At 41.9% G+C, this 24,436-nt stretch carries 24 protein-coding genes and 1 pseudogene; 3 read left to right on the top strand and 22 right to left on the bottom strand.

Annotated features, from left to right (window positions below; translation table 11 throughout):
* Positions 1–82: 82 nt before the first annotated feature.
* The 4 genes and pseudogenes from CZ379_RS25195 to CZ379_RS25210 all read right to left on the bottom strand — a co-directional run bounded on the left by CZ379_RS25195 (position 83) and on the right by CZ379_RS25210 (position 3,745).
* The gene (locus CZ379_RS25195; protein ID WP_199925777.1) at positions 83–1,717 is read right to left on the bottom strand and encodes a formate--tetrahydrofolate ligase; all 1,635 of its coding nucleotides are present in this window, start codon (positions 1,715–1,717) and stop codon (positions 83–85) included.
* A 314-nt stretch (positions 1,718–2,031) separates the two neighbouring features.
* On the bottom strand, positions 2,032–2,622 hold the full coding sequence (locus CZ379_RS25200; protein ID WP_110934555.1) for an ankyrin repeat domain-containing protein: 591 nt from the start codon (positions 2,620–2,622) through the stop codon (positions 2,032–2,034).
* A gap of 211 nt (positions 2,623–2,833) precedes the next feature.
* Positions 2,834–3,029: pseudogene (locus CZ379_RS25205) on the bottom strand (class I SAM-dependent methyltransferase); the annotation flags it as partial.
* A 140-nt stretch (positions 3,030–3,169) separates the two neighbouring features.
* On the bottom strand, positions 3,170–3,745 hold the full coding sequence (locus tag CZ379_RS25210; RefSeq protein ID WP_110934141.1) for an SF0329 family protein: 576 nt from the start codon (positions 3,743–3,745) through the stop codon (positions 3,170–3,172).
* Positions 3,746–3,938: 193 nt separating this feature from the next.
* Between CZ379_RS25210 and CZ379_RS27255 the strand changes: the two genes are divergently transcribed.
* A complete protein-coding gene (locus CZ379_RS27255; RefSeq protein ID WP_407668712.1) occupies positions 3,939–4,094 on the top strand; it encodes a DUF1648 domain-containing protein in 156 nt (51 codons plus the stop codon).
* A 198-nt stretch (positions 4,095–4,292) separates the two neighbouring features.
* Here CZ379_RS27255 and CZ379_RS25220 read toward each other — a convergent pair whose 3' ends face one another.
* Together CZ379_RS25220 and CZ379_RS26445 are read right to left on the bottom strand one after the other, a co-directional pair.
* Positions 4,293–5,555 carry a sugar efflux transporter gene (locus CZ379_RS25220; protein ID WP_110934142.1) on the bottom strand — a complete coding sequence of 421 codons (1,263 nt, stop codon included), beginning with the start codon at positions 5,553–5,555 and terminating at the stop codon, positions 4,293–4,295.
* A 322-nt stretch (positions 5,556–5,877) separates the two neighbouring features.
* A complete protein-coding gene (locus CZ379_RS26445) occupies positions 5,878–6,102 on the bottom strand; it encodes a hypothetical protein (protein WP_199925859.1) in 225 nt (74 codons plus the stop codon).
* 368 nt (positions 6,103–6,470) lie between these two features.
* Between CZ379_RS26445 and CZ379_RS25230 the strand changes: the two genes are divergently transcribed.
* The gene (locus CZ379_RS25230) at positions 6,471–7,451 is read left to right on the top strand and encodes an alpha/beta fold hydrolase (RefSeq protein WP_110934143.1); all 981 of its coding nucleotides are present in this window, start codon (positions 6,471–6,473) and stop codon (positions 7,449–7,451) included.
* Positions 7,452–8,086: 635 nt separating this feature from the next.
* On the opposite strand, the gene CZ379_RS25235 is transcribed toward CZ379_RS25230, so the two are convergent.
* Together CZ379_RS25235 and CZ379_RS25240 are read right to left on the bottom strand one after the other, a co-directional pair.
* Positions 8,087–9,709, bottom strand: a complete 1,623-nt coding sequence (locus CZ379_RS25235) for an alpha/beta hydrolase (protein WP_110934144.1) — start codon at positions 9,707–9,709, stop codon at positions 8,087–8,089.
* A gap of 738 nt (positions 9,710–10,447) precedes the next feature.
* Positions 10,448–10,765, bottom strand: a complete 318-nt coding sequence (locus tag CZ379_RS25240; RefSeq protein WP_110934145.1) for a hypothetical protein — start codon at positions 10,763–10,765, stop codon at positions 10,448–10,450.
* Between the two features lie 713 nt (positions 10,766–11,478).
* Here CZ379_RS25240 and CZ379_RS26450 point away from each other — a divergent pair.
* The gene (locus CZ379_RS26450; RefSeq protein WP_199925778.1) at positions 11,479–11,655 is read left to right on the top strand and encodes a hypothetical protein; all 177 of its coding nucleotides are present in this window, start codon (positions 11,479–11,481) and stop codon (positions 11,653–11,655) included.
* 35 nt (positions 11,656–11,690) lie between these two features.
* Here CZ379_RS26450 and CZ379_RS25245 read toward each other — a convergent pair whose 3' ends face one another.
* From CZ379_RS25245 to CZ379_RS25320, 14 genes are all read right to left on the bottom strand, one after another.
* Positions 11,691–12,122, bottom strand: a complete 432-nt coding sequence (locus tag CZ379_RS25245) for a protein-export chaperone SecB (RefSeq protein ID WP_199925779.1) — start codon at positions 12,120–12,122, stop codon at positions 11,691–11,693.
* Position 12,123: 1 nt separating this feature from the next.
* Complete coding sequence (locus tag CZ379_RS25250; RefSeq protein WP_110934147.1) at positions 12,124–12,399, bottom strand: hypothetical protein; 276 nt, start codon at positions 12,397–12,399, stop codon at positions 12,124–12,126.
* Between the two features lie 5 nt (positions 12,400–12,404).
* Positions 12,405–13,028 carry a hypothetical protein gene (locus CZ379_RS25255; protein WP_110934148.1) on the bottom strand — a complete coding sequence of 208 codons (624 nt, stop codon included), beginning with the start codon at positions 13,026–13,028 and terminating at the stop codon, positions 12,405–12,407.
* A 780-nt stretch (positions 13,029–13,808) separates the two neighbouring features.
* The gene (locus tag CZ379_RS25260) at positions 13,809–14,084 is read right to left on the bottom strand and encodes a hypothetical protein (protein ID WP_110934149.1); all 276 of its coding nucleotides are present in this window, start codon (positions 14,082–14,084) and stop codon (positions 13,809–13,811) included.
* Between the two features lie 2,151 nt (positions 14,085–16,235).
* Entirely contained in the window at positions 16,236–16,574 is a 339-nt protein-coding gene (locus CZ379_RS25285) for a hypothetical protein (protein WP_110934154.1), read from the bottom strand.
* Positions 16,571–18,628, bottom strand: coding sequence for a phage tail tape measure protein (locus tag CZ379_RS25290; RefSeq protein ID WP_110934155.1), 2,058 nt, complete (start codon positions 18,626–18,628; stop codon positions 16,571–16,573). The genes CZ379_RS25285 and CZ379_RS25290 overlap by 4 nt, the downstream gene beginning before the upstream one ends.
* Before the next feature lie 341 nt (positions 18,629–18,969).
* On the bottom strand, positions 18,970–19,626 hold the full coding sequence (locus CZ379_RS25295) for a hypothetical protein (RefSeq protein ID WP_110934156.1): 657 nt from the start codon (positions 19,624–19,626) through the stop codon (positions 18,970–18,972).
* Positions 19,626–19,772 carry a hypothetical protein gene (locus CZ379_RS26455; RefSeq protein WP_199925780.1) on the bottom strand — a complete coding sequence of 49 codons (147 nt, stop codon included), beginning with the start codon at positions 19,770–19,772 and terminating at the stop codon, positions 19,626–19,628. The genes CZ379_RS25295 and CZ379_RS26455 overlap by 1 nt, the downstream gene beginning before the upstream one ends.
* Before the next feature lie 25 nt (positions 19,773–19,797).
* On the bottom strand, positions 19,798–19,962 hold the full coding sequence (locus CZ379_RS26460; protein ID WP_199925781.1) for a hypothetical protein: 165 nt from the start codon (positions 19,960–19,962) through the stop codon (positions 19,798–19,800).
* A gap of 45 nt (positions 19,963–20,007) precedes the next feature.
* Entirely contained in the window at positions 20,008–20,301 is a 294-nt protein-coding gene (locus CZ379_RS25300) for a hypothetical protein (protein WP_110934157.1), read from the bottom strand.
* A 684-nt stretch (positions 20,302–20,985) separates the two neighbouring features.
* Positions 20,986–21,285, bottom strand: a complete 300-nt coding sequence (locus CZ379_RS25305; protein ID WP_110934158.1) for a hypothetical protein — start codon at positions 21,283–21,285, stop codon at positions 20,986–20,988.
* Between the two features lie 146 nt (positions 21,286–21,431).
* Positions 21,432–23,672 (bottom strand): phage NrS-1 polymerase family protein, encoded by a 2,241-nt coding sequence (locus CZ379_RS25310; protein WP_110934159.1) that lies wholly within the window; start codon positions 23,670–23,672, stop codon positions 21,432–21,434.
* A gap of 11 nt (positions 23,673–23,683) precedes the next feature.
* Entirely contained in the window at positions 23,684–23,869 is a 186-nt protein-coding gene (locus CZ379_RS25315; RefSeq protein ID WP_110934160.1) for a helix-turn-helix domain-containing protein, read from the bottom strand.
* A gap of 150 nt (positions 23,870–24,019) precedes the next feature.
* A complete protein-coding gene (locus CZ379_RS25320) occupies positions 24,020–24,325 on the bottom strand; it encodes a hypothetical protein (protein ID WP_110934161.1) in 306 nt (101 codons plus the stop codon).
* Between the last annotated feature and the right edge of the window lie 111 nt (positions 24,326–24,436).

Consider the following 24,436-nt stretch of genomic DNA (forward strand, 5'->3'; position numbering starts at 1 on the left):
AAAGAGAGGAAAGGCTTGCTGGGTCTAGGTCTTCCCCTTCACCACTTCCTTTCCCCTACTTATCATGGTAAAAAAGCCAAATTCAAAATAAACCTTCGATATGTCCTGTATCATCCAGTTTTATGCGATATGCCGCTGGTTCCGCAGGCAGCCCTGGCATGGTCACAACCTGGCCTGTCAGCACAACAACGAATCCTGCGCCGGCAGACCAGTGGACATCCTGCACTTCGATGGTAAAGTGCTCCGGCGCTCCAAGCATAGTAGGACGATCTGTAAATGAGTACGGTGTCTTAGCCATGCAGACAGGAATGTCTTTCACGCCAAGCCGCTCCAATTCCTCCAGTGCTCGCTTCGCAGCCGGACGGTATTTGACGCCGTCTCCGCGATAGACACGCTTAACGATCGTTTCGATCTTCTCAGTAAGCGACATATCATCAGGATAGAGCAACTGGAACGTATCCGCCGCCGATTCGTCAGCCAGTGCGGCCACTTCCTGTGCCAATTCACGGCAGCCTTCACCACCGCGCTCCCACGCGTCTGAGGTGATCGCCTTCACACCAAGCTCTGAACAGAGAGTCGCAACCTGCACCAGCTCGGCCTCTGTATCGGCCGCAAAGCGGTTTATAGCAACGATTACTGGCAGGCCGAAGGCACGCATATTCTCAATATGGCGCTGTAAGTTGACGAATCCGGATCGGATCGCCTCCGTATTCTCAGATAAGAGTTCCTGCTTCGGTACGCCGCCGTTGTATTTTAACGCACGCACGGTCGCGACAATGACTACAGCATCCGGCTGAAGGTTTCCCAGTCGGCACTTAATGTCAATGAATTTCTCCGCGCCCAGATCGGCGCCGAACCCCGCTTCTGTCACAACATAATCGGCCAGCTTGAGAGCATAACGGGTCGCCCGTATACTGCTGCATCCGTGAGCGATGTTGGCGAACGGCCCGCCATGAACGAACACCGGGTCGCCTTCGAGCGTCTGCACCAGATTCGGATGGATCGCATCCTTCAGCAGGGTGCACATCGCGTCCACCGTCCGTAGCTCACCCGCCGTCACCGGTCGCTTATCCATGTCATACGCTACAACAATCCGGCTAAGCCGCGCTCGCAAATCGGGCATATTCTCCGCTAAACACAATACTGCCATCACTTCCGATGCGCTCGTAATAAGGAAGCCGTCTTCGCGAGCTGTGCCGTTGTTGTCACCGATTCCGATTACGATCTGACGCAGCGGCCGATCATTCATATCGAGCGCACGTTTCCATACAATGCGCGCCGGGTCAAGACGCAAAGCGTTGCCTTGGTGAATATGGTTATCAATGAGTGCCGTCAACAGATTGTGCGCTGATGTTATCGCATGGATGTCGCCTGTAAAGTGCAGATTAATATCCTCAGCCGGCACGATCTGGGCTCTGCCGCTTCCTGTGGCGCCACCCTTCATGCCCATGCACGGTCCGAGCGACGGCTCGCGCAGCGCGGCAACCGCCTTCCGTCCAATCCGATTTAATCCTTGCGTGAGCCCGATCGTTGTCAACGTCTTGCCTTCTCCTGCCGGCGTCGGATTCATGGCGGTAACGAGGATAAGCTTACCGTCAGGACGCTGCGAGACGGATTCCCATACATCCTCGGTTAGCTTCGCTTTCCATTTTCCGTAAAGCTCAAGCTGATCCGGCTCCAGGCTCAGTTGAGCTGCTACTTCTGTGATTGGTTTCATAATATGATGCCTCCATACCTATTCCGCTTAATTGACTATTTTATTATTAGTTGAATCCATCTCCCTATAGAATATTATAAAAAACTCACCCCAAGCCTTTCTAGTGCACTCACAAAAATTTGTGAGTCCGGTTTTTCTTAATTCCTTTTTTCTTCAGAGATAAGAAGTTAGTGGTACTAAAAAAGGATATAGACGAAAAAATGCGCCTATATCCTTATGACTCTTACTATAAAGTCAAAATTGTCCGGATCTGATCCACTCTCCACGTGTCGTACAATACCTTAATCGCATTTTGCAACGTAAGCATTAAGGAGTTATGCCCCTGCTTCGATTAAAATGTCGGCAATTTCTTGAAATCCTTTTTGACGCGCATGCATTAAGGGAGTGACCCCATTTCCATCACCAATATTCACATCGGCTCCATGGTTAACTAACAGTTGTACGATTTTTTGATGCTTCTCTCCGCCGCTACCTAGAATGACCGCTTCCAACACTGCCGTCCAGTGCAAATTATTAATGTGGTTGACATCGATGTCTGAATGACTAAGCAGTTCTTGGACAACCTCAACATGTCCGCGTTCCGAAGCAGGAATCAGCGCAGTTCCTCCATACCGGTTCGTAAGTTGGGGGTTGGCACCGGCATCAATCGCGAGTTTGACGATTTCAAGAAACCCTTCCGCTCCAGCATATAAGAGAACATTATTTAAGCTTTCGTCGCGAAGGTTAATGTCCGCCCCCTCTTGAATAAGAGCCTTTACTGTTTCAGCCTTATTGTTATAAGTTGCTGCCATGACGGCCGTTCTTCCACGTCCATCCGTTGCATTGATGTCTGCTCCGTCTTGAAGCAGCTTCAGAACGTCTTCAACCTCTCCTTTTTCTGCCGAGGCAATCAATTGTTGATTCATCACTTCCACCTTCTTTTCGTCAGAATTTGATTCATTGGATAGAGGCTGCGAGGAACCGGAATTGATTTGACACCCGGCCAGCAGGAGAACCACGACAATCAGCAAGATACGAGACAACGTGCGGCCTCCTTTATCGTTCTTTATAAATATGCTACCATGAAGGAATCTAAATGAGAAATATATTAAAAGGTTCTAGGAAACCCAACTCTATCTATTTTATAGCCATATGCATTGCTGCGACGCCGCCACTATAGCTTTTTACATCTACTTTGGAAAATCCCGTTTCTAAACAAACTACTTTTCCATCTGGTTTTGATACTCGATACATTTCCTGTAAAACGGTTGAATAATCTGGTACATTTCTCAAACCAAAAACCAATGTTTACATAATCAAATGAAGGATCCTTCAAAAGGAAATCCAATTACTTCTCCGTGCGCTCCTCAATACTCGGTTTTCAACTTGAGGTCTACGAGGTGCTGCCATTTCTTTAACCCCCGTCCACCGTCCAGTATGGTTATTATGTATCATCCAATACTTAAGAGTGATTTATTTCCCTAATGTACTTAGCCTTAATTCATAAAAATACTGTACGATTGGATGCTTCAATCTCATCTTCTCGCCCATATTTATCATTCGTTTTTTTCCAACTCGTCTGTCCACCAAAGCTAGAATATTCAGTAAGATATCATCGGACTCTATGCTTTCCTCTATAGAAGTAGATAAAAACTTATTAGCCACAACGATAAAATTTGATTTACTTAATGAAACCTGTGCTGACAGAAGATCCTTTGCATATTCTGACATTTTTCTATTTCTAGCAATTACGATTAGGCGATCCTCCGGAACGTTCCCCGTAGTATCTTTTCTGACCGCTTCAATTTCTTCATTGTTGATAGGAATCTGGATATTTGAATCATTCTTAATTTCCAGCTCCGTTTCATACCATTTAATTAAGCTCGTTTTATCATTCATATTGAGTACATTCTTTTTATCTACCGAAATATAACAAACTCCCGCTTTATCAGGTAAATAACGGTAACTTGTTGCACGATATTCGACCCTTCCATATAACGCAGGACTGAGAAAGCTCTCCATTTGCTGCTTCAATTTACTCCAGGACATGTAATCCTCCTATAATCTACTAGAATTCGAATAATTCTTGATACAAAAAACAGAGGAAAGTCTTGATGGATCTGAGTTTTCCCCGTTCCCCATTCATTCCTTTCCCAATTTTATCACATCTTATTTCAATTTTTAGCACGAATCTATTGCGAATGTCATACGTGTAAGCACGCATTCGTATTTCATTCCATTTATTATTTCGGCATTCTACTACAATAAGCTCCCTGACCAAGTTGCCATTCACTTTGATCATGCTGGCAATCCTGATAACTATGAGCCGAAGTTTCTAGCCGCATTTGGCATTCCTGCTCTGATGCTTGTCGTATATATATTCATGGTTTCGAAATAAAACCGATCCGAAAAAGAGTTCTTTAGAAGCACTGCGATCACTATTTGGGTGGCTTTATCTTCATTGTAAACTCATTTAGAGCTAATCCTTGGTTGAGCATCAGCGTAATAGCTCTAATGATTGCCATCCCGTTTTTTTATTCCTACAACTTATACAAACGCAACCGATATTAGGTCGCGTTGTTTTGATAAATAAGAGTTATGCATTTATGGACGAACTCGATCCGAACTGGACTCGTTTGGCTCTTACTAATGCGAAGAGCAATATCATGGCGAGAAAGGCAAAGATCGCACACCATAGATAGACGTTACGATACCCGAACGTATCTGATAGTACACCGAATAGCAGGAAGCCGAGCATGGAGCCAATTTTCCCAGTATTGGAATAGAGAGTCATTGCAGTACCCGGCATATTCGGTATGAAGTCCTGGAAGTAGGTAATCGCAATGCCACTTGTAATAGCAATGTATGCCGCGCTAAGTATTTGGATAGGGAAAATGTGCCAGATATCAGTGGCGAAGAAGGTGGTGGCGAAATATGCAAAAGCAAGCAATGAGCCTAGACGAATCAGGTTGTCGCTCTTGACCCGCAACGCCAAAATTCCAAACCCAAGCATAAAAGGAACTTCGAATACAGGCGGAATACTGAAAATGATACCAACATGCTTCTCTTCCCCGTTCAATACTTTCGTTACGAATTGGGCCATGTTCAAGGAGCTGATCGTAGTCGCTGTTGAAATCAGTGTAAAGGCGATTAAGTTAACAAAAATAAAAGGTTGAAAGATGACTTGCCGTAGAGGAATCGTTGCTTCTGTTGGTTTGGGTTTTGGCTTTGCCATTTCTTTCTTAGATGCCTTTTTGAGAGAAAGCAAAGTAATACCTACAACGATGATATAACAGGATGCCGCTACCAGGAACATCCCTTTGAAACCGAAATATAGCAGCACATACGCCGCAATGGCAGGGCCTACGGTCCAAGATAGGGCGAATAGGACACGCAGTATGTTCATATACAGTGGAATCTCTTTGGCTGGTACCTTAGATTTCACTAATACCTCTCGTCCGTAAGCAAAAATTTGTGAAAATGTGGAGGCAGATATACCCAAAAAAATAGAAGAAATCGCAAGAAGCACATAATAGTTACGGGAATAGGCATAACCGATATATCCGATCGCTCCAGCGATAGCACAAAGAATAAGAATCAGCTTACGGTCAGATACTCGGTCAGACAACTTGCCGATATAGGTGCTGAAGCCGACACCACAGAGCGTGGAGATCATCATAAATATACCAAACTCCATATTAGTCATACCAACTTCATCAATCCCAAAGATAGAGCTGAAAGGCAATACAAATGAGTTCGCGATGCCAAGAAACACATTTAACAGCAAAATAATCGGAAAACCATCAATGGCCATTACGGATTGTGCTCGATTTCTAACTGCAATAAAAAAGTTATTCATGCCATTCCCACCCTTTTCATCTATGTATCTCGTATATTTGAATTAATAAACTTTACAATATTAAACAGATAATCACAAAGAATATTTTTCCAAAAGTGGGTGGTTATCGATTGTTCGCGGAATATTTGCAGATTCTTTCCTCTTCGCTATCGGTGAATCAACCCCGTCAATCTTTACACATTAATGCCCAAGATTTTCAACTGTTCATTGATCTTAGCCTCAAGATCAGCGATTTCTTGCTTGTCCTGCTCTAATAGCTTAATCACTTCATCAAGGTCAATGACTTGTTCTTCTTCAAACGTATCCACGTAGCGAGGAATATTTAAGTTAAACTCATTTCCTTTGATTTCTTCAGGACGACCATCGTGAATGCTCCTTTTGATGCTGCGCTGGCAAAGTATACGTTTGCCCGATCCGTTATGATCTCGATAACGGCCTGATTGTTCTCCATGTTCTTGACCGTTTGACCGCTCCATTCGACAACGACATCAGACTTCGTGTTAACCCGAATCGTCACAATCGAATGCTGTCCTTCGGTCGCAAGCATGTTTTCCAGCTTTGACTGATCAAAAGTGACGATGGTGACGGTTTGTCCATTCCGCTCGGTTGCCGTAGGTCACACCATGAAGATAGCTACCCATGGGCAAAAGACTCCTAATATTCACTCGTCCAAATAACCGGCAGCGACATGAGCAGGGAGGAATCCTGCCAGAAGAACAAGTACCGCCGATAAAAAAAATATCGTCTCAGCAACCTTTTTTCACCGTACCTTTCTAGTAATGAAGTCACGCTCAGCATGTATTAATTGGACTGTTGCTTCCTATCTGGTCTTGCAATTGAATAGTTCACGGAAATAACTTACTATAAACGATGTAACAGTTTCGTAACAGTTCATTTTAGTGGAGGGCAGGATCCATGCCTTTTTTGACAATAAACCATCTTAAAACATATTACGAGATTCATCCTGCGAGAAATAAAGACGCCGAAACGATCGTCATGATCCATGGATTTGCTATGGACAGCTCTCTATGGAAACCTATGCTTACTCATTTGCAACATCGCTCCCAGATTGTAATCTATGATTTGCGGGGACATGGGCAAAGTGAAATAGAAGGCTCCAAGCTTGGCTGGGAGCTGATGGCAGAGGATCTTTGTGAGCTGATCCAGCATCTTGAAATTGAAAAGTTTCATCTCGTAGGTCATGGGCTTGGAGCCCATCTTGCTGTTCATTTTGCAAGCAAGCATACGGCTTATGTGAAATCCCTCATCCTGCTTTCTTTACCGTTTATGCATATCAACAATTACCCTTATCAGCTTCTAATACAAGCTTTTCCACATATTAAGCAAGCAGTCAAAACTGGCAACATCGATGATCTAGCTCCTTTTCGAGATTTACTTCGTCTATATACCTCTTTAGAGGAAGAGTATCATGGATTGGTTCAGTATTTTCACGTACTTGCTCAGCTGCCTGACCATGTATTCGCCCAATTGTCGGTCATGACGATGCATTCTCCTTTATTAAATGATCTGACCCAAATCTCTATCCCTACACTTACCATTGCAGGGGATCAAGTTGCCATTACTTCCTATGAACTAGCCAATACGCTATCGTTTTCCCTGGAGCATTATACGCAACTGGTGATGCCAAATGCATCGTTTCTGTTCTTTTTAGAGCAACCTGAAATGACAGCAAAGTGGATCGATTACTATATCCAATTTAAGCTAGACCCGAGGAAAGAAAATCAAAATGATGTTCACTCTAAATTTGAAATGGCCTATCGCAACTTTTTTGTACAACACAATAAATATGAAGCCGCCCCCATACTAGAGGTTAACCTGATCAATCAGTTCGAGGTAAGTATTGATGGCTATTCGATAAGAGAAGGGCTCCATTAACGCCATGCAAAGCGTTTACTTGTCTATTTAATCTTTCATCCCATGTTTTGAAGTATCAAGCAACTAACGGGGAGGCTTACGAGGAAATCATCAACCTATACTGTGCTATGAACTTACCAGATGAACAGAAACGCTGGGAAGAAAGAAAACAGGCAGTACTCGAGGAGCATTGAATAGATCGGATTCAGAGGAACAAAATCGTTAACGCGATCTTTTCAGTATGCATTCTAGCCTTTATCTTTGTAACTCCTGAAACTGACGAATTATAGACGGGCATCTTTCAGGGTGATACACCAGTAACTGGAATAGACTTCTACCTTTGAAAGGATTGATGTACATGGGGATGTTCAGCAATTAGTACCGTTGATTGGTGGATAAACTTTGTAATGAGAATTTCGATGAGGGCAAGGCATATGAGTTTGCTTTATTCAAAAAGGATTCACCAAACGATTATGTTGGGAATTGTGGATTGGTCAGTATCTCAAAAGAACATAACAATGGGGAACTCCCTCAGCTATTAATCTTTCCTGACTAACAGGGAGCAGCACTCCACATGCCTGGTCAAAAATGATACCGATTAAACCTGGTATCTCCTTGGGAGCAGGGGGTTATATTGACAAATTTACTTGGGTAACTTATTGCAGCAAGATTGAATCTATATAAACAGAACCGCTGTCTGTCTGGTCAAAAATCATTTCTATGGATTCAATACGCTTCAAATTAACATCTTTGAATTCATTTAATGGCAGGTTAATGGCGGAAATAGGCGATGCAACAGACCAATAATAAAGAGTTTCCTCAAATACTTGTGTGGAATCTATTTTCCCTGATGTATAATCTAAAGCATTCAGACCCTCAGGCAAAACAATCTTAGAGAAATTCCCGTCAACATCCCGTAATCCTATGGTAAACCGCTGGGAATTGTTAGGCTGATTCAATTCATCTGCCGAATCTATTACCATATTCAGGGTCAAAGAGGTGAATTTGCTGAAATCCTGCACCCGTGGTGAAATAATCACACGGCTGTCACTTTTCTCCCACTTTATATTGATCAGTGCTCTTAGATTATATGGCTCTAAACCGGATGTTATTGTATCAATTAATATTTTATCATCTTTGTAAAACCAGGAATCAGTGGTAGCTTCTATGATAGCCCCCTCTGCAATGAAATCATCAGTAGTGTCTACATCAACCAAGTCAACAGCCTGTTCTGATCTAAACATTGATTTAACATCTAACCCATACATTTTATCGGGCTGTGGATTATGGATATTGATAAAATGCTCATTATTCCCCCGGAATGACGAATCGAAAAAACCTACAGCATAGTCCATTAAGAAGCTCTCCTGCTGTTCTCTGGTCAATTGATCACTGATGTCCTCTGTACTTCTCATCAAGGCATCATTTATTTGAATATTTCTATTGAAGTAATTATGATTTGCTCCCTTTAGCAAGGTTACATAATGGTTTCGGTTCTTTTGCCCTTCTGAGTTCAGGATTCTATACATATTAAACCCATCCAGTTGTATAACATCTCCATCATATTCGGGTACTAGAATAGCCACATTTGTATCCGGCCATTTCTTCTCAAAAAGCATGGTTGGCGCAACTGAAAGTATTGCCTTGATATCAATCTCTCTGTTTTTCTGATCCATAGCAATATCAAATATGGTTTCCCCTCCCCGTGAGTGTCCTATCAAACCAATCTTTTCAAAGTCGATTTTGTCTTTTAAATCCACTGGATATCCCGGATTGTCTCCTTTATTGGCTTTAAGCAGACTTTCAACATGATCGTTTGCCACAGGAATGGATTTTTCGTCGTCGTCATTGTCGCCATACTTCCATATATAAGGTTTGCTCATGTCCATAGATACCGTTACATACCCGTTCTCAGCCAAATAACTTACCAAGTAGTCATAACCGGTATCAAATCTTTTGCTCTCATCATCATTGGAATGGGAACCATGGGTTATGAGGATAAGAGGAAAAGGACCATCGCCTTTAGGTACACCTATTATTCCTTTAATATTATATGGCATGATTTTTTTTGCATTTGATAAATACTCTTTTTTGCCAAGGTCAAATTCGGATACCACAGCTGTATACTTGTTTTCTGTAGAGGCGGCTATGCTGTAAATGCCCAGATTATTTATTGTTTCTTTTGGTGAAGAAGGCGCAGGAGACCCACCCATCTCACTATTTGTGCAGCCTGCCAGGACTAGTATTATCGATACAAATATTGCTAATATTGATTTCATGTTTTATGCTTTCCTTATCTTACATATATTTTACTTGTAACTCGTGCCCGAAATCTGTCCTCTGGACTTGTCCCTGTGAGCCGATAAAACCATGATTTTCAGGATTATACATGTGAATTAGGCCGACTTGCTCTAAGTCGCATAGCATTAACCCTGTTTCTTCTTTTACTTCGCGAATTGTTGATTCGTAAATCATTTACTCCTTATATTATATGGTTATTATTCACTTAACCCGCGACATCAATACCACACACTCCACATGCACCGTATGCGGGCAACAATCCCTTTATAATACATTGTGTTATAGTGTAAAGAAACCGCGCCATTTATAGGTTTTCTACAATCCTTTATCATCTTTTGTTATTAAATCCAATCTAATAACATCAAGTTTCACATCAATTTCACATCAATTCATACTTCTTTCCTGTAAAGATTCAGCAATAGCTAATTTACAGCGATCGGGCAGATCTGTTTTGTAAGATCGATTAATACCCTCTTACCACCAATGAGCATATACTCCCCTACTACCTTCAATCTTTTCCGCTTTGCCATCTCAATTGATTTCTTACTTATGGCTTCTCCATAAACTCGAGGCTTATAAGTCCCATTTTTTATGTCCCGTAAAATCTCCTTTGCACAAATCCAATATATAAAGTCCTGCGTTTCTTGTGAAAACTGGCTGATTATGTAATTGGATTTATCCTCTTTAACACAGTTTGACCATTACTAATCAACTCATCATTCCCCGCCCTCGTTCTCTTCATCATCACTATAAATAGTTATAGTATCATCTTTAAATTCAATTGCTCTTAAAATATAACCGTCTTCATTAAACATTGGACAAACGAGATCCCATCCTTCGATTGATAGATCCTCCAATATTTCAATTAATTCCGAAGGATCGTTTTCCCTTAAATCGTATTCTCTTATTAGGTCAGGACCACTGAATTCCCAACACTTTTCTCTGTCACCTGAATCGATGCTATAACGTGTTCTTAATATAAGTGTTGCGTACTGCTTATACTTCACTTCAACAATGCGTCCCGAATCCTCCAATTCACTTCCTCCTTATGAATAAAATGTTTAAATGCGCATATGTGGACATAATAATAAGTTAATTTTGACAGGAATATCCAACTCCCATAACCCGTTTATCTCTTCCTCATCTTCAATCCGTATCATCAAGCCACTGAATTGCTCTCAATAAATACCCCTTCTCTTCGACTAATGGACAGACTAACTACCATCCTTCAGATGAAAGATCATCTAGTACATCTACTAACCTCGAATCCATTCCATATGTTCTTTCGAGATCACAACAAGTAAATATCCAAAGCTTTTCTATCTCCAAATCGCTCATTAATTCAGACACTTGCATAAGAGGAGCATGTTGCCTGTATTTTATTTCTTCTTCATAATTTTTTCAAGTTCATACTATCCCCTCACGTTTGACTTATTCAGGACTAATGATCCTTTCGGTTGTTCCTCCCTATCATTCAAATTATTAAGTTCTTCAATGTATTTCGGAAAAATACGTGCAACAAACATATGGAGATTTTTCATAGCTTGTTCTGAAGGATACGAAAAAGGGGATTAAGGGGAATTAAACTTACATCCCTTGATATATAAGGCTTTACAGGTATTTCTTTTTCCTAAATTAGTATCCGAATAAGTCGGGGATTAAGGATCGGATCTAATTTTGTTTTCGTATGATTATTTTTAATTGTGGCTATCATATGTAATATCACACATCCAAGGGGGCGATGAGTATGAATAAAACACATGAGCCATATAATCCAGGATTGAGTGAAGAGGCTTGGGAAAAACTACATGCCTTAATCGCTCGTCTCTCCATTAAATATTCAGACCGAGTAAATAAGGACGCTGCACTTGAAGCCTTACCGCGAAAAGAATCGAAAGTAAAGAAAATCCCACCGACCATATAGGTTAGTGGGCTATACTTCTTGAGAAAACCTTTGTCTTATGTATTTTCGATTTTGGAATTGGTCTGTTTTTCTTTTTTTTGACTATCTATTAGAGCTAAGATATTGATGGTCGGTAAAATTATAGGTGATATATTTGCTTTTATAGATATATCAGAAATAGAACTTCTTAAATATGGGAAAAGTATTGATAGTGTATTTCTTTCGCATAAAGCCTTAATATCTTCTGAATCCTTTTCCCTTCCGTCACCAACAGCGATTTCAAAGAAACCATTGAGAGTCAATTCTAGATTTGATCCAGCTTCATCACTTATTTTGCAGTTAAGAATAACTTCAACGTTATTGTCGTCCCTATAAGCGATATCGTGAGAAAATTGGACGTTGTTTTTATCAACGCTTTCCGATTCCAAATTATATTTCATTTCTATTCTAGAAACATAGTAATGTTTCAATTGAATTTCTGCATACAAATTAAGCCACCCCATTAATCTTAAAAAAATTAAAATTTGTCTCTTCTATAATGATTTTTTTTGGTTTTGCAACGATAAAATCATTCAAAGTCACAGAAATTATTTCATCGATATTATTCATATTGTTGGTTTCATTCCAAACAAGGTCATTAACTGTAAATTCTTTTCTTGTATTCCCATCATTAATGTGAATTCCAGGGCGATCGCCGTTCAGTTTGTAACTAATGCCCCACTCATCAGCCAATTTTATAATTTCTTCCCTGCTTATTTCGTACATAGTAATCACCTCTTATTAGTACTTAAACTGGTTTTCCTTTTTTTACTCGTTTTTGTCTTTATTGCTCGCGGCATTTCTTGCACTACTTCCGCATTAGCAGTTATTGCCTTCTCATCTCGAACACAAACCTGTGTTCCTTGCAAAAATAATCCAGTCATTTTGATTATGTGGTTGTTGTCAATGCTTTTTGAAGTTCCTTGTCCTTCAAAAGTCCTCTGTATCACAGTATATTGTTTAGGTAAAGAATCTATGATGAAACATCTTGCCTCATTTTCAGAAGCAAACTCTAATTCGATTCCTTCTTCTTTCAATTTTCTCAAGAAATTTGTTCCATGTTCCTTGTACTTGAACAGTCCTTCACGGCTGTCTAAATTTAAAAAGTTATCTCCTTTTACATCAATATTAATTTTAATCACATGATAATTACTTACCATCGGACATTTTTGGAATTTTAATATCGCCCACGATAAAGCTTGAGATTGATCCTCCCTAAAAAAATAAATACCGTTTCCGATCCAGTGATCTTTTTTCTTCTCAGGGAGTTTAAAACCATTCTTGGTTATATTATTCGAATGGTTTTGACTTGTTCCATGATACAACAACAAATGATATACATTATTATCTGTCATTCACTCACCTTTATCCTCCAAACAATAAAAAAAGTACCATACAGCGAATGCCGCCATATAGTACTTTGCCATATTTAATTTTTTGAAATTAAACATGGCTTCGACATTGGATCAACGGACTCCTTCTTTTTTCGGAAAATAATTTGGAAAATGATGAAAAACTCAATATTTATGTATGTATAACACCTATAATATATATTTACAACGATTTAAAGCAAGTCAAGGGACTATCACCGGACATGTTCCGGACAAGAAAGTTAAACAAAAAAAGCCCCACCATAAAGGCAAGACATATACTGATAGGCTCAGAAGTACGCTAAACTCCTATTTGACGCCATTAATTACCATGTATAAAATGGCGGGAGTTTGTCTATATTTATAACTTGGAAAAGTGGAGCCAGCTTGCTATTAATAGTACTTAGGGAAATTTTGGAGCTGGGAGGCCGCGCTATGATTGGACTCTTGGACAAGCCTCTACACCGCTCCCCCCCCTTTTTTTGTAACAGATTAAACTTGAGGACACCTCTACACACTAAGTTTTTCTAAGTCTGTCCACCTGTGGTCTGCTTGTAGTCCGCTTTTGGTTCCCCAATCGTGATAAATCCCGTAGTTACATATGGTTATGGTGGTTCGTTTGTAGTCTGTTTTCTTTTGAATTTATCGAAGGTGAAGACTATTCGCCAGTTTTGGCGAAAACCTCTTGGCATGAACCGATCCGTATTTTCGGATGCGTTCCACAGGTAAGGTATTTCGGCATATTCTCACAGTCCAAAATTGGACTCATTTCATTAACCGACGCAAAATTGCGTTCGTTGGCCAATAAGAGCCTATTCCAGTAATTGGATTGAGTTGTTTTGTACAGCTGCAGACAACCGGCACAATTTGGTGCTGATCTCTGACTCCCGGAATCTCGGGAATCGTCCGCTTGATTCCGTTGAGCCAATCCAAAAATGGATTTACCACGCTCTGCCCTTTCATTGCCCGTGTCTTTGCCGTCACTCTGCCCCCTGTCCCGATATACACCATATATTGCACGGCTAGCAGCCTTCTTTTCATTGCCCCTCATATTGCCCCGGTGACACTGACAGGAACCTTCTCCCCAAATCCGGGGAATACTACTAACGACGATAAGAGACGCCGCCATAGCGCCTGTAATGACTGTTCTAGCAGTTTTGTAGCCGACTTAGCATAAATACATGGTAAACGAGTGCGAGGCCTTAAACCGCAACTCAGAACGCCTATTCGAATCCAGGTCTTTCTTTTATATAACTTAAAACCTTAACATCCTTTAACAATCTACTCGAGTATGAACTTTCCAAGAAAAAAATCACTGAGGGGAAAATCTCCTTTAGTGAGTACTCCCGATTTCTGAGCTGAAAAGGTGTTGTCCGTTTGGTGGACAGCATCAAACCCCAGATTTGGGGAATGATGATTGAGTTTGTTTTGTAAAGCTATGTAGTACCCTTCCAGGAGCTCGCTTCCTAACATGGTGGATCGCCATATAAGAAATCCTGAGAACGCAATTTTCCGTTTTCTAAATACTGGCCATAAGTATATCGTCCTGGTGGTTAAGCTGCTGGTTACTCTGTTGGTTGCTATCCCCCTATGATCTGCATGGTGACTGGCCTTATTGCTGGTTGTTCTGCTGGTTGTTCTGCTGGTTACCTCGCTGGTTACCTCGCTGGTTATCGCATTGAAATACTCACAGGAGTTTTGTTGGTAAATTTGTCCATACTCATAAAATGAGTACTTCGTTCCTCTCTCATATGTCAGTTTTGCTTTTACTCAGTTTTGAGTAAAATCCGAGTAAAAAGCGAGTACTGGTGCTGTCGGTCTTTTTTGACCAAAAGCTAGAGGGTAGCGCAAGCTGCACCATCCCGATTAATGTATAATACATAAACCCTGGTTTATTCCGCTGCGTGGTAACATAAATGCTCATGCAGCATCTCACACCCGTCAATTTGACGGGTACTGAATCCATTTGCGGACTGAGTAAAGCGAATTTTCTGAGGCCTTAAAAAAGAGAGCGTTTCAAACCGTCGAATACTGACGGATCGTGAATTTCAAGGTTTGCTGTAAATCACCGGTCATGCCTCCGTCGTCCACGGAGTCACCGAGCACAGATGAACGGAAAATTCCGTTTAACAAATATGAGCTGCTACCTCTTTTTTGAGTAATAATCTCTTGGAAAACGCATCTTAGAAATGTACTTCCTAAATTCGGAACCACAAAAAGCCACCCCCTACCAAGTCGGTAAGGGTTGCTGAACCTTCAGCGCACCTTGACATTACAAGCGTATAAAAAAGTACGGTTGCAAGATCTTCCCTTAGACGAACGGAAAGTTCCGTTGGTTATTAAAGCTCAATGTGCTCCTTAATCCAATTTTTCAAACCTCTAATAAAGAGGATTACTTTGATGGTGACCCAAAAATGTCGCTACCCTCTGAACGGAAAATTCCGTCGAGTGGATCTGCTTACTAGAATTTCAGTAAGCGGTACACACTTTAACGAATTAACGCGACCTACATATGTACAAAATTCATATTTTAACCACATGTCTACGCTGATACTGCAAAACGACAAAACCGCACCGCTCTTGGGTTCTCCGCAAATTGCTGGTAAGCACCATCTTGTGCTCGCCTCGGTAAAAGTCACAAAGTTGCACTATTTTGACGTTTTAAGAGGTTTTTTGCCTTGAAATTCGCTTGTATTGGTTTCCGAAAAAAGAGAAACCAACCCAAGATCGGATTAACCAAAACGGTAAAGCTGTCCTGGATATTGGTCGGTCATTTTTGGACAACCAATATTTTCATTTATTCACTCACCATAATTTTATGGTCAGTTGCGGACATTTTTGTCTTCTTCTCTCTATAAAGGGGTGGACAGACTGTCCAGGCCTTCTCTAACATTCCGATCCGGAAGGCTAGAGGTTCGGATATGGCGATTCACCATGTCTGCTACTCGCAACAATTTTGTTGTGATCGCCTCCATTAGTAAGGATGCGGTAACTTGTCGCCCCCTTGCAGTGTGACGTTCCCCCGTTTTGGTGAGCGTGTTTTCTCACCCTCCAATTTTGGAGGATCATCTTTCTTTATGTGTAAAGGTTAGCAATTGTTAGCCCTATCGTACGAAATTCGTTCGAAGCTGCCAAAAAAGAAAAGGAGCCAGGTTCACCGAATTAATCGGCATACCTAGCCCCATGTTCACCTTAACCCTTTCTTCCCTTCCAGTAAAACCCCTTACGCTTCAGCAAGGCCATTAACCGACGATTAAATAGCGAGGGTTGTTCTAGTACATGATCAGGAAGATCAAACCATATAGCCTTAGCAGGAAGCCCGAGTTCATCCTGGATGTCAAAAACCATATACACTACTTTATGAAGTGGAAATGTTTCTATTGTTGTCATTCCGCCACCGTGATCAAATCTAACATGGATGTTATAGAGTCCATCGGCGTTAGCTTCAGCAACAACATATTTTCCAGCCGGGAACCGCTCAAAGGGGTTATGCACCTTCAAGTCATATGTGTTAAATGTCGCCGTGCTCATTCGTATATTAACCTCGATCCGCCCGACGCTATTTCTTCTTCTAATCTACTGGCAAGCCTGGCGGCAATTTCATCAATATCAGACTCCTGTCTCACGTGCATGCCCCCCTCGACGGATACAGTAGGTGTTAGGGTTACATAGTTCTGGATCGACTTCATTTCTGCCAGCTCACGCATCGTTTTGAGGTCTTCGCTGCTGATATCCACTTTATCCTCAATCTTGCCTATTTTGTTCACTTTGTCGATGTTCTTTATACCCTCGCCTGGCAACATCCCCGCGCCTCCGAATGCTCCAAGACTATTGGCCATGTTAGCCTGCTTCGCTATCTGGTCTTGTGCCCTCTTGTTGGCACGGTCGTTTAGGAAGTCCGTTTCCTTCTGTGCTCTTTCCTGAGCTTTCAGACCCGCCATTGCATAGGCCGCATCCTTCTGAGCACCAGCAAATTCAGCAATTTTACCCGCGACATCTTCCATGTTGAATTTGGCTTGAATTTCATAGCTAGAGCCAGTCACTTTATTGATAAGTTCTAGAACCGCATTAATCCCGGATATAATGCCATTTATCACAGTGTCATAGATTTTCCCGATGCTACTAGCCCACCATTCAAAAGGCTTCATCATCCACTCAACCAGCTGCCAAAAATACGCCGGGACCGTATCGAAGAAGTTTAGAATGGCATTCCAGGCTCTGAATAAAGCTGCCGCAAACTTATCATTAGTGTTCCAAAGGTGTATAAGCAACGTTATAAGCCCTATTACAGCCGTTACAACCAGAAATATGACATTAGCCTTCATAACCGCATTCAAGCCAGCCCAAGCCACCTTAAGCCCCTGTGTGACCGCTATTTGAGCGAACATAGCTAGCGTCTGTACCGTTGTCGCTGCCGCAGTTGCTCCTTGGGCAATTGCGTTCATCATCACAACGGATTTCATAACTACAAACGCCCCCACCACTCCATACACTATAGGTGCTATATATGGCCAGTTCGTTGAGAAGAAGTTATACACCGCTAGGGAGGCGTCAAACAGCCAAGTAAGCCCCTCTATGACGCCCTGTATACCCACGGCTAACATATCAAAATACGGTTGCATCTGTCCGGACTGAAAAGCCTGGTTTATCCTCTCGATCGTCGGCACCAGGGACTGTAACGCGCTATTTCCCGCATTGGCCAAATTGAATTTAAAGGTGTTCATAATGGATTGCCATTTTGCGGCTGGTGAATCTAACATCTTCTCAAACGCTTCTTGCGTCATGTTCTGCTGGTCTAGTAGCTTGTTCATGCCAGCAATGAATCCCGTAATATTGCCATCCATACCCGCTAGTCGCGCCTCGCTGTCTTTCAGTAAAGTTCGGGACATGTTGAACCTTTCGGCAATGGATGTGTAATCACCAGACATGAGTTCCTTCAGGGAAAAAGCCGCTCCTTCCAATCCTTCTGCTGGATTCAGCTTGGATAGGCGCATTGTAAGCAAATTAAGCTCCCCTAATTGTGCCGGATCCATCGTATTAGACATGAAGGACATTGTCCCTTTTAGTGCTGCGTTAACATCTTGGCCATATTTCAGGGCTACCCTAGAAGCTTCCCCATATATCGCTCGCCCTAAATCCTGGTTACCCGCTCGCGCCGAGAATGCGTCAACCATCTGCTGTTGGTTCATTGCTCCCCCGATAGTAGAACCGAATAAACGACTTGCAGCGTTTAAGGTGAGGTAGGTTGCAGCGACACCCTTCAATGTTCTGAGTAAGCCCGAGGCCTCTTTAGCCCCCCTATTAAGGCCATTATTAAAGTGATTAACAGAATTGTTTGTTTGGTTTACTGTGTTGTTTATTTGGTTGTAATTGTTGTTGATCACCTGAGTCAATTGAATGATTTGCTGGTTGTTGGAGATCATTTTTTGTTGATTCCCTAAGACACTGGACGATCCGGCAGCACCATTCATGACGGCGTTCATTTTTTGGCCGCGCTGTACAAAAGCATCCATCTTCTGGATCATCTTCGTTAGTGGATTAGTCCATTGATCCATCATTTTCATTGTCGAAGTTATAGTAGCCATAGCATTACCTCCTGATCCAGGAGGCCGTCAACTTCCTGGACGTTAGCATTAGTTAGCAATTCATTTTTGAGCATATACATTTCCCCTTTTTGTTTCTTATTTGCACCTTATCATTTACTAGCATTTACTAGCATTTCTGCACCCTTTTATCTTAGGATTTCTTAGTAACCTTTGTGTGCGTGCGTCTAGCCACCAGATGAACAGGTATACTCCGCTGTACCCTTTTTTTGTGAGCATTTGCAAGCATTTTTTGTGTGCACTACCTACGCGCGCGCGAATGTCTGGTTTTGTTAGGTTCTCATTTAAGAAAAGGCAGCAAGGTTTCCCCTGCCGCCATCCGTTTAAGTTTCTGGTGCGCCGTCACGTTCGCCTTCGTATTCATGTACCCAGTCAGGCACAACACCCGCATTAGCCGCTTGCATCATTTCCTGAGGAGTATGAAGAATTCCTATTTTTTCATCGGTGTCACCTAGTACGCTGCGTATATCGATTCCCCAAGGAATAGAACGTCTATGAGTTCTATCATCCGCCACTCGTTCAGCTCTATATACATCTTCATGTAACTGGTACAGTTCGGCATACGCCTCTTGGTGGGCTTTCTGCAGCAATAGAATCATTCGGGCTCGATGGCTTCTTAATTCGTGGAATATCCCATCTAAAACCACTTTCAACTCATTTTCTCGCGCCTGTACGCCTTGTTTTGCAGCTTCAATTAGGGGCTTTAGCTGTTTTCCCTTGGCTTCCTCAATTCTCCCTACCCGCTCTCTTGCAAACTCTATATCACCTTTCAATTCAGCCAATCGGTTCTTGATTTTGTTAAACTCCGACATGCTGTAGTGCTTTGTTCCTGCTGTATCCTCTTCATTCATTTTGCGATATTCCTGGTTAAGCTTTGATTGCTCCCTTTCCATGCTCCAAAGCTCATTTTTTACCTCCGTTAATCTTTCCTCGAATTCCTCTTCCGCTGCCTTAAACTCTTCCAATTCTTTGATTGACATTAGTGAGTGACCCTCCCAAAATAATGTTCTTCCGTTTGCCCCGGCTTATCACCAAAATAAAAGTCTAAGCCAGCTCGCACTTTTTCATTTTCTGCTTTCGTTTGCTCGCGCATTTCAATCAGTGCCTGTTGAACGGATTTATCCATGTTTATTTCACCTTCCTGCTATTGTTTAATTCCATCCCCTGTAGTTATTAAGTGCTTGCTGATCCTGGTGCCATTGCGTTTTCTTTTCAGCTTCCTCTCTGTACTTTTCTTTCTCATTCGCTTTTTCTGCAAAATCCTTCCCCAGATCGGTAACATTGTTGTGCCAGTCGTCATTCATTTTGTCCGTCATTTTACATTTCTCCCTTAATGTGATTTAAAAACTTTATCAACTTGCCTATTCCTGCATAGGAGCCTTTTCCATTAGCCCTTGCCAAAAGCTGAAGTCATTCAGTGGCTCAGGTTCTTCTAGCTGTCGTCGCTCCTTTTTAGGCTTTCGATCCTCTAGGATGAACTCGTACCGCATATTGATACTTGCCATGAAACTATCTAATTCCTCTGGCTTCTTTCTCTCATATTCGTACATTATGAGCCTGAGTAACTTGTCCAGCGTACGAACCCTTGTCCTGTTTGTTTTAATGGTTACTCTGCTGTCGTCCATGCATATTTCAAAGGATTTCAGCTTTTTCAAATCAGATCACCGCCATTTTATGATTACGCTCAAAGGCTGTTTCGGAGTCAACCTGCAAATATAAATCGGCATACCACATCCTCTCTTAAGCAGGTAAACCAGGCTTTGTGTTTGCTTGGGACACCACTTGTGTAATGCATTTGCATAGCAATTGCATCCATTTTGTTATTCGTTTTGCTGTTCAACACCTCTTCATCAATCGCTCTAAAAGTGTTGGCACTCTTCAGATTATTCTCTTGTCATTGTTGTTCACCTTGCTGTTCGCGGTGCTGTTCTTTATCCGTTCCAAGTTGACGATCCAATGGCTAAACAATGCTTTTATGTTACGGGTTTACCCTCAATTAGTAGTGTTCTCGGTTAGGCTTTTATGGTGTTCTTGGTTGACGCATTTAAAATACTGGGTTTTACTAGGATGCACGCACACAATGTGATGGTCGGTGACGTCGTATGGGTTTCTTTAAGCTTGTGAACTGCTATCTTTCTTTTATATACGTTTCAATTTCAACGTTCTTCAACAATTCATCATAGGTACGGATTTCGTACTTTAAATGATAAAATGAAACGTCCTATCACAGTTCATACCAGTTTGGTAGGCACTGAACCTCGGTTATAACTCAAATGTCGACAAAGTGGGGACAGATGTTAATCCGAGTGTTTTAATGTAAAATTAACGAATCTCCATATTCACCACCCCCTTTTCTTCGTAATAAATGCCATGTACTTATTAGCTTGCTGTACTGCAATATCAAAAGGAACTTTATTCACAATGGATCTGATTGAAATAGAATGTCCCTTCCCAGGCTGCCATGTTTCACGCCATGCGCTCCATTTACCACCTTTGATCATGATAAATACATGGCTGTTGCTGTTGTACTGCGCCTCGTACGCCTCACCTGAGACTAGAGGAAGGAACCCGGCCTTTTTTGCCTTCTTATCCATTCTCTCTATCTCGTTCAAACGAATGATTTCATTTGCTGTTGGCATGGTATCCTTCCTCTCGATCATTTATTTGTATTTATCCTATGAAAAAGGGGATATAGGGGATTAATACCGAAATTCCTTGGCTTGACCGTGTTTATAGTCTTTACTTATTCCAGAAATAAGTTCGGAATAATTCGGGTATTAAATACTCATGCAATCTCACTTGATTGATTCAGTTCAATTAATCGTTTTGGTCTCCCCCGGCCTGGTATTGTTTTCACAGTGATGAGGCCGTTATCTTGCATTTTCTTTACTGCACCTTGAAGCTCATCACTCTTAACCGTTCCCTTGAATAAATCGTTAATATCAGTAAGGCTTAGCCCCTCTGATTGCTCCTTAAGCCTACTTAGTATTTTGCTAATTATAGGATCGTTGGTAAGCTCCTGTTCGCCAAAGATGAACACCACCGATTTATAGCAGTAATCCCATAGGGCTAACGCTGCCCTTAGGTGTTCTACCCGGACAATGTTAGACAGGTCTAGTAGGGCGTAGATACAAGCCAAACGCATTACATAAGGAATAACCCGACTTGTAGAAGCTCCAATGATACCAGTCGCATCACGCTGTAAAGGTTCATAAATGCGTTCCCATAGCTGATTTGCTGCTTCGTCACGTTCCATAGGGAGCGCATCCCCATTATCGTCAAGCGGCATTCCATTCATGGCATAGTCACAGGTTTCTTTGATCCTGTTAACGATAGGCTCAACGTCTAACTTGTGGAATTCACCGCCGCTGGGTAATGATTTGGATTGCTGAACATACAACCACAAAAAGCGATTCACAAAGCCGTTATGAATCTCATTCCCTGTTAATAGCTTCCTTAGTTCCTCGGGCGTGATATGACCTAATATGGAGATATGTGACCTTGATGCTTGTAAAGGGTTCTTGGTTAACGTTCTTATCTCTCCGCTTCCGTCCCAGGCATTTCTAATAATGGCCGATAGAGTATTGCCCTCCCGGCGTAATACGTTAAGTACGGATCCGAATTCACTTTCAACGACTAATAAACGCTTATCTTCAACACCTGGATCAATAATTACATCCTCGTATTCCCCCGTAGGTCTCTTATCTTTTCCCTTTCCTTCCATAACTGGTCTGGATTCAATTACTTGATCCCTTACTGAATAAATAAGTCCTTCACCGCTGGACAGACCTGATTTCTTGCGTTCATTGAATTCCACATCTATGGCATTCATAAGCTTCAGTACTGGATCAAGAGACGTTCCTTTTTTCCCTCGGAAGGTTGCCCCAACCAACACAGCAAACAGTCTCATACGGTGTTTGCCACCTGATACAACAAAGTGAGGACTGTCACCAATCATGTTTCCGTACATGGTAAGAAAATTAATAAGTACAGCTGCTGGATCAGCTTCTGTATGAGGATCAATGAACCTGACAATTTCACCAGCTAACCCATATAGCGCAGCTTCTCCCAACTTGCCATCAAATTCCGGTCTAGGATTGAAGATAAAGTCAAACTCAGTCTCGTCAAATTCCCTAGGCTGTGGTATATTATTATTAAGCTTTGTACTATTGGACGGATTATTATATTGCACTACAACACCCTCTAGTGCCTTACTTATAGTTCGTTCCCGGTAGTCATCACGGTTCCATTTATCACGCATTAACCCACTGTTCCTGAACAAACGGTCAATTTGTTCGGGATTTTTTGTGTAAAAAGCAAGCATATTGCATAGGGCTTGTTCAGCTTCGCTTTGACTGTTGTATGCACTCCACTTGCCGGAGTATAGCATTTCAAACCTTGCCCCGTTATTTGCCTTCCTAGCAAGCTTCAGTACCGTTTCATCCTCTAGGTTCGGCCCTTTAACAGGTCCGACTTCATGAAAAGGCGTTTGCGCTGGAAACAGGTGATTATATAAGTTAATAAGTTCTGGCTGCCTTTCCTCGATATGTGACGGTGTTCCCTTCACATGATCTCCTGTGAATACAATGAACCTCAGGTCGTCGTATATCTCTATGTTACGTGTCCTACTTCGTTCTCCCGGTTTACTACCCCGTATAACGATATGAATGCCTTCACCGCTCTGGCTACGTTCCGTATAGCTATCGAACCTTGAGATAATATCCCTCGACTCATTATCTAGCCCTCCATTTTTGACACAACCGTCAATGTCAATCACCACAATTGAATGATCAGTTTGATGTTTTGTAAGCACGAATCCTATCCCGGAATATGTCTTGTTGTCCCCAAATGCTGTTATTACTTCCTCGAAGGTAGCCCAAGTTGACGGATCGTTTACAGAAGCGTGCTGACCTGTTGAAGAGTATGGAACTTTTGTTGGCTTGGCCCCAGCCCTGCGCTGTTCCAGTTTCCACAATACCCATTGAGGAATGTTCTTTAGTTCAAACGGTATCTTTTCAAATAGCATCAAATCACCGCCTAAGCTTGGCTTACTTGCGCATACTCTCCACGCAACCAAGTCTCGATTACATCCCGATGGAATAGAATCCGCCCCCGAACCCTCGTATGTGGAATTTGCCCCTCTCTTGCCATCGCGTAAACCGTATTTTGAGATACACCAATCAATTCTGCGGCTTCAGTTACTGTTAATGTGATACGTTTCATTTATGCCACCACCTTGCTAATATTTTTAAAATTGAACAATGTCTTTTTCCTTTGAACCAAAGTGTTTTATGTGAATTTTTGCTATAATTTTGTGCAACTTCACCCATGCCCTTTCTGAATGCCAGGAGGCTACTGTACGCCCAGCGTCCCTCATGCACTAGCCGCCTCACTTTCTTCTTTAACAGTTTTAAATAGCGTCTGGGTTAATTCACTCGCCTTTTCCGACGAACCTCTCAATTCACCCAATACGTGCCGCATTAAATGAGACAATAGCCTTACTTGTCTGTGGTGTTCTCTGTAGTAAATTTGTTGGTCACCCCTAAACACCGCATTATCCATGTCTTCGCGCAAGTGCCCAAATTCAGTATCTATATCTGATAAAGTCTCGACGGCCGCCTCAATAAAATTCGCGGTATTATCCAATTCAAAAGCGATTTCTTGTATTTGATTCTTCATGACTTTTACCCTCCGAAATAATATTTTTTATCGAAAGAGATAGAGTACTCCACAGGGATGACAAGCTACATGAAAAGCAAATTTGTCATTCCATAACCCAACAGAATCCCG

This window comes from Paenibacillus bouchesdurhonensis, assembly GCF_900155685.1.
GTDB lineage: Bacteria > Bacillota > Bacilli > Paenibacillales > Paenibacillaceae > Fontibacillus > Fontibacillus bouchesdurhonensis.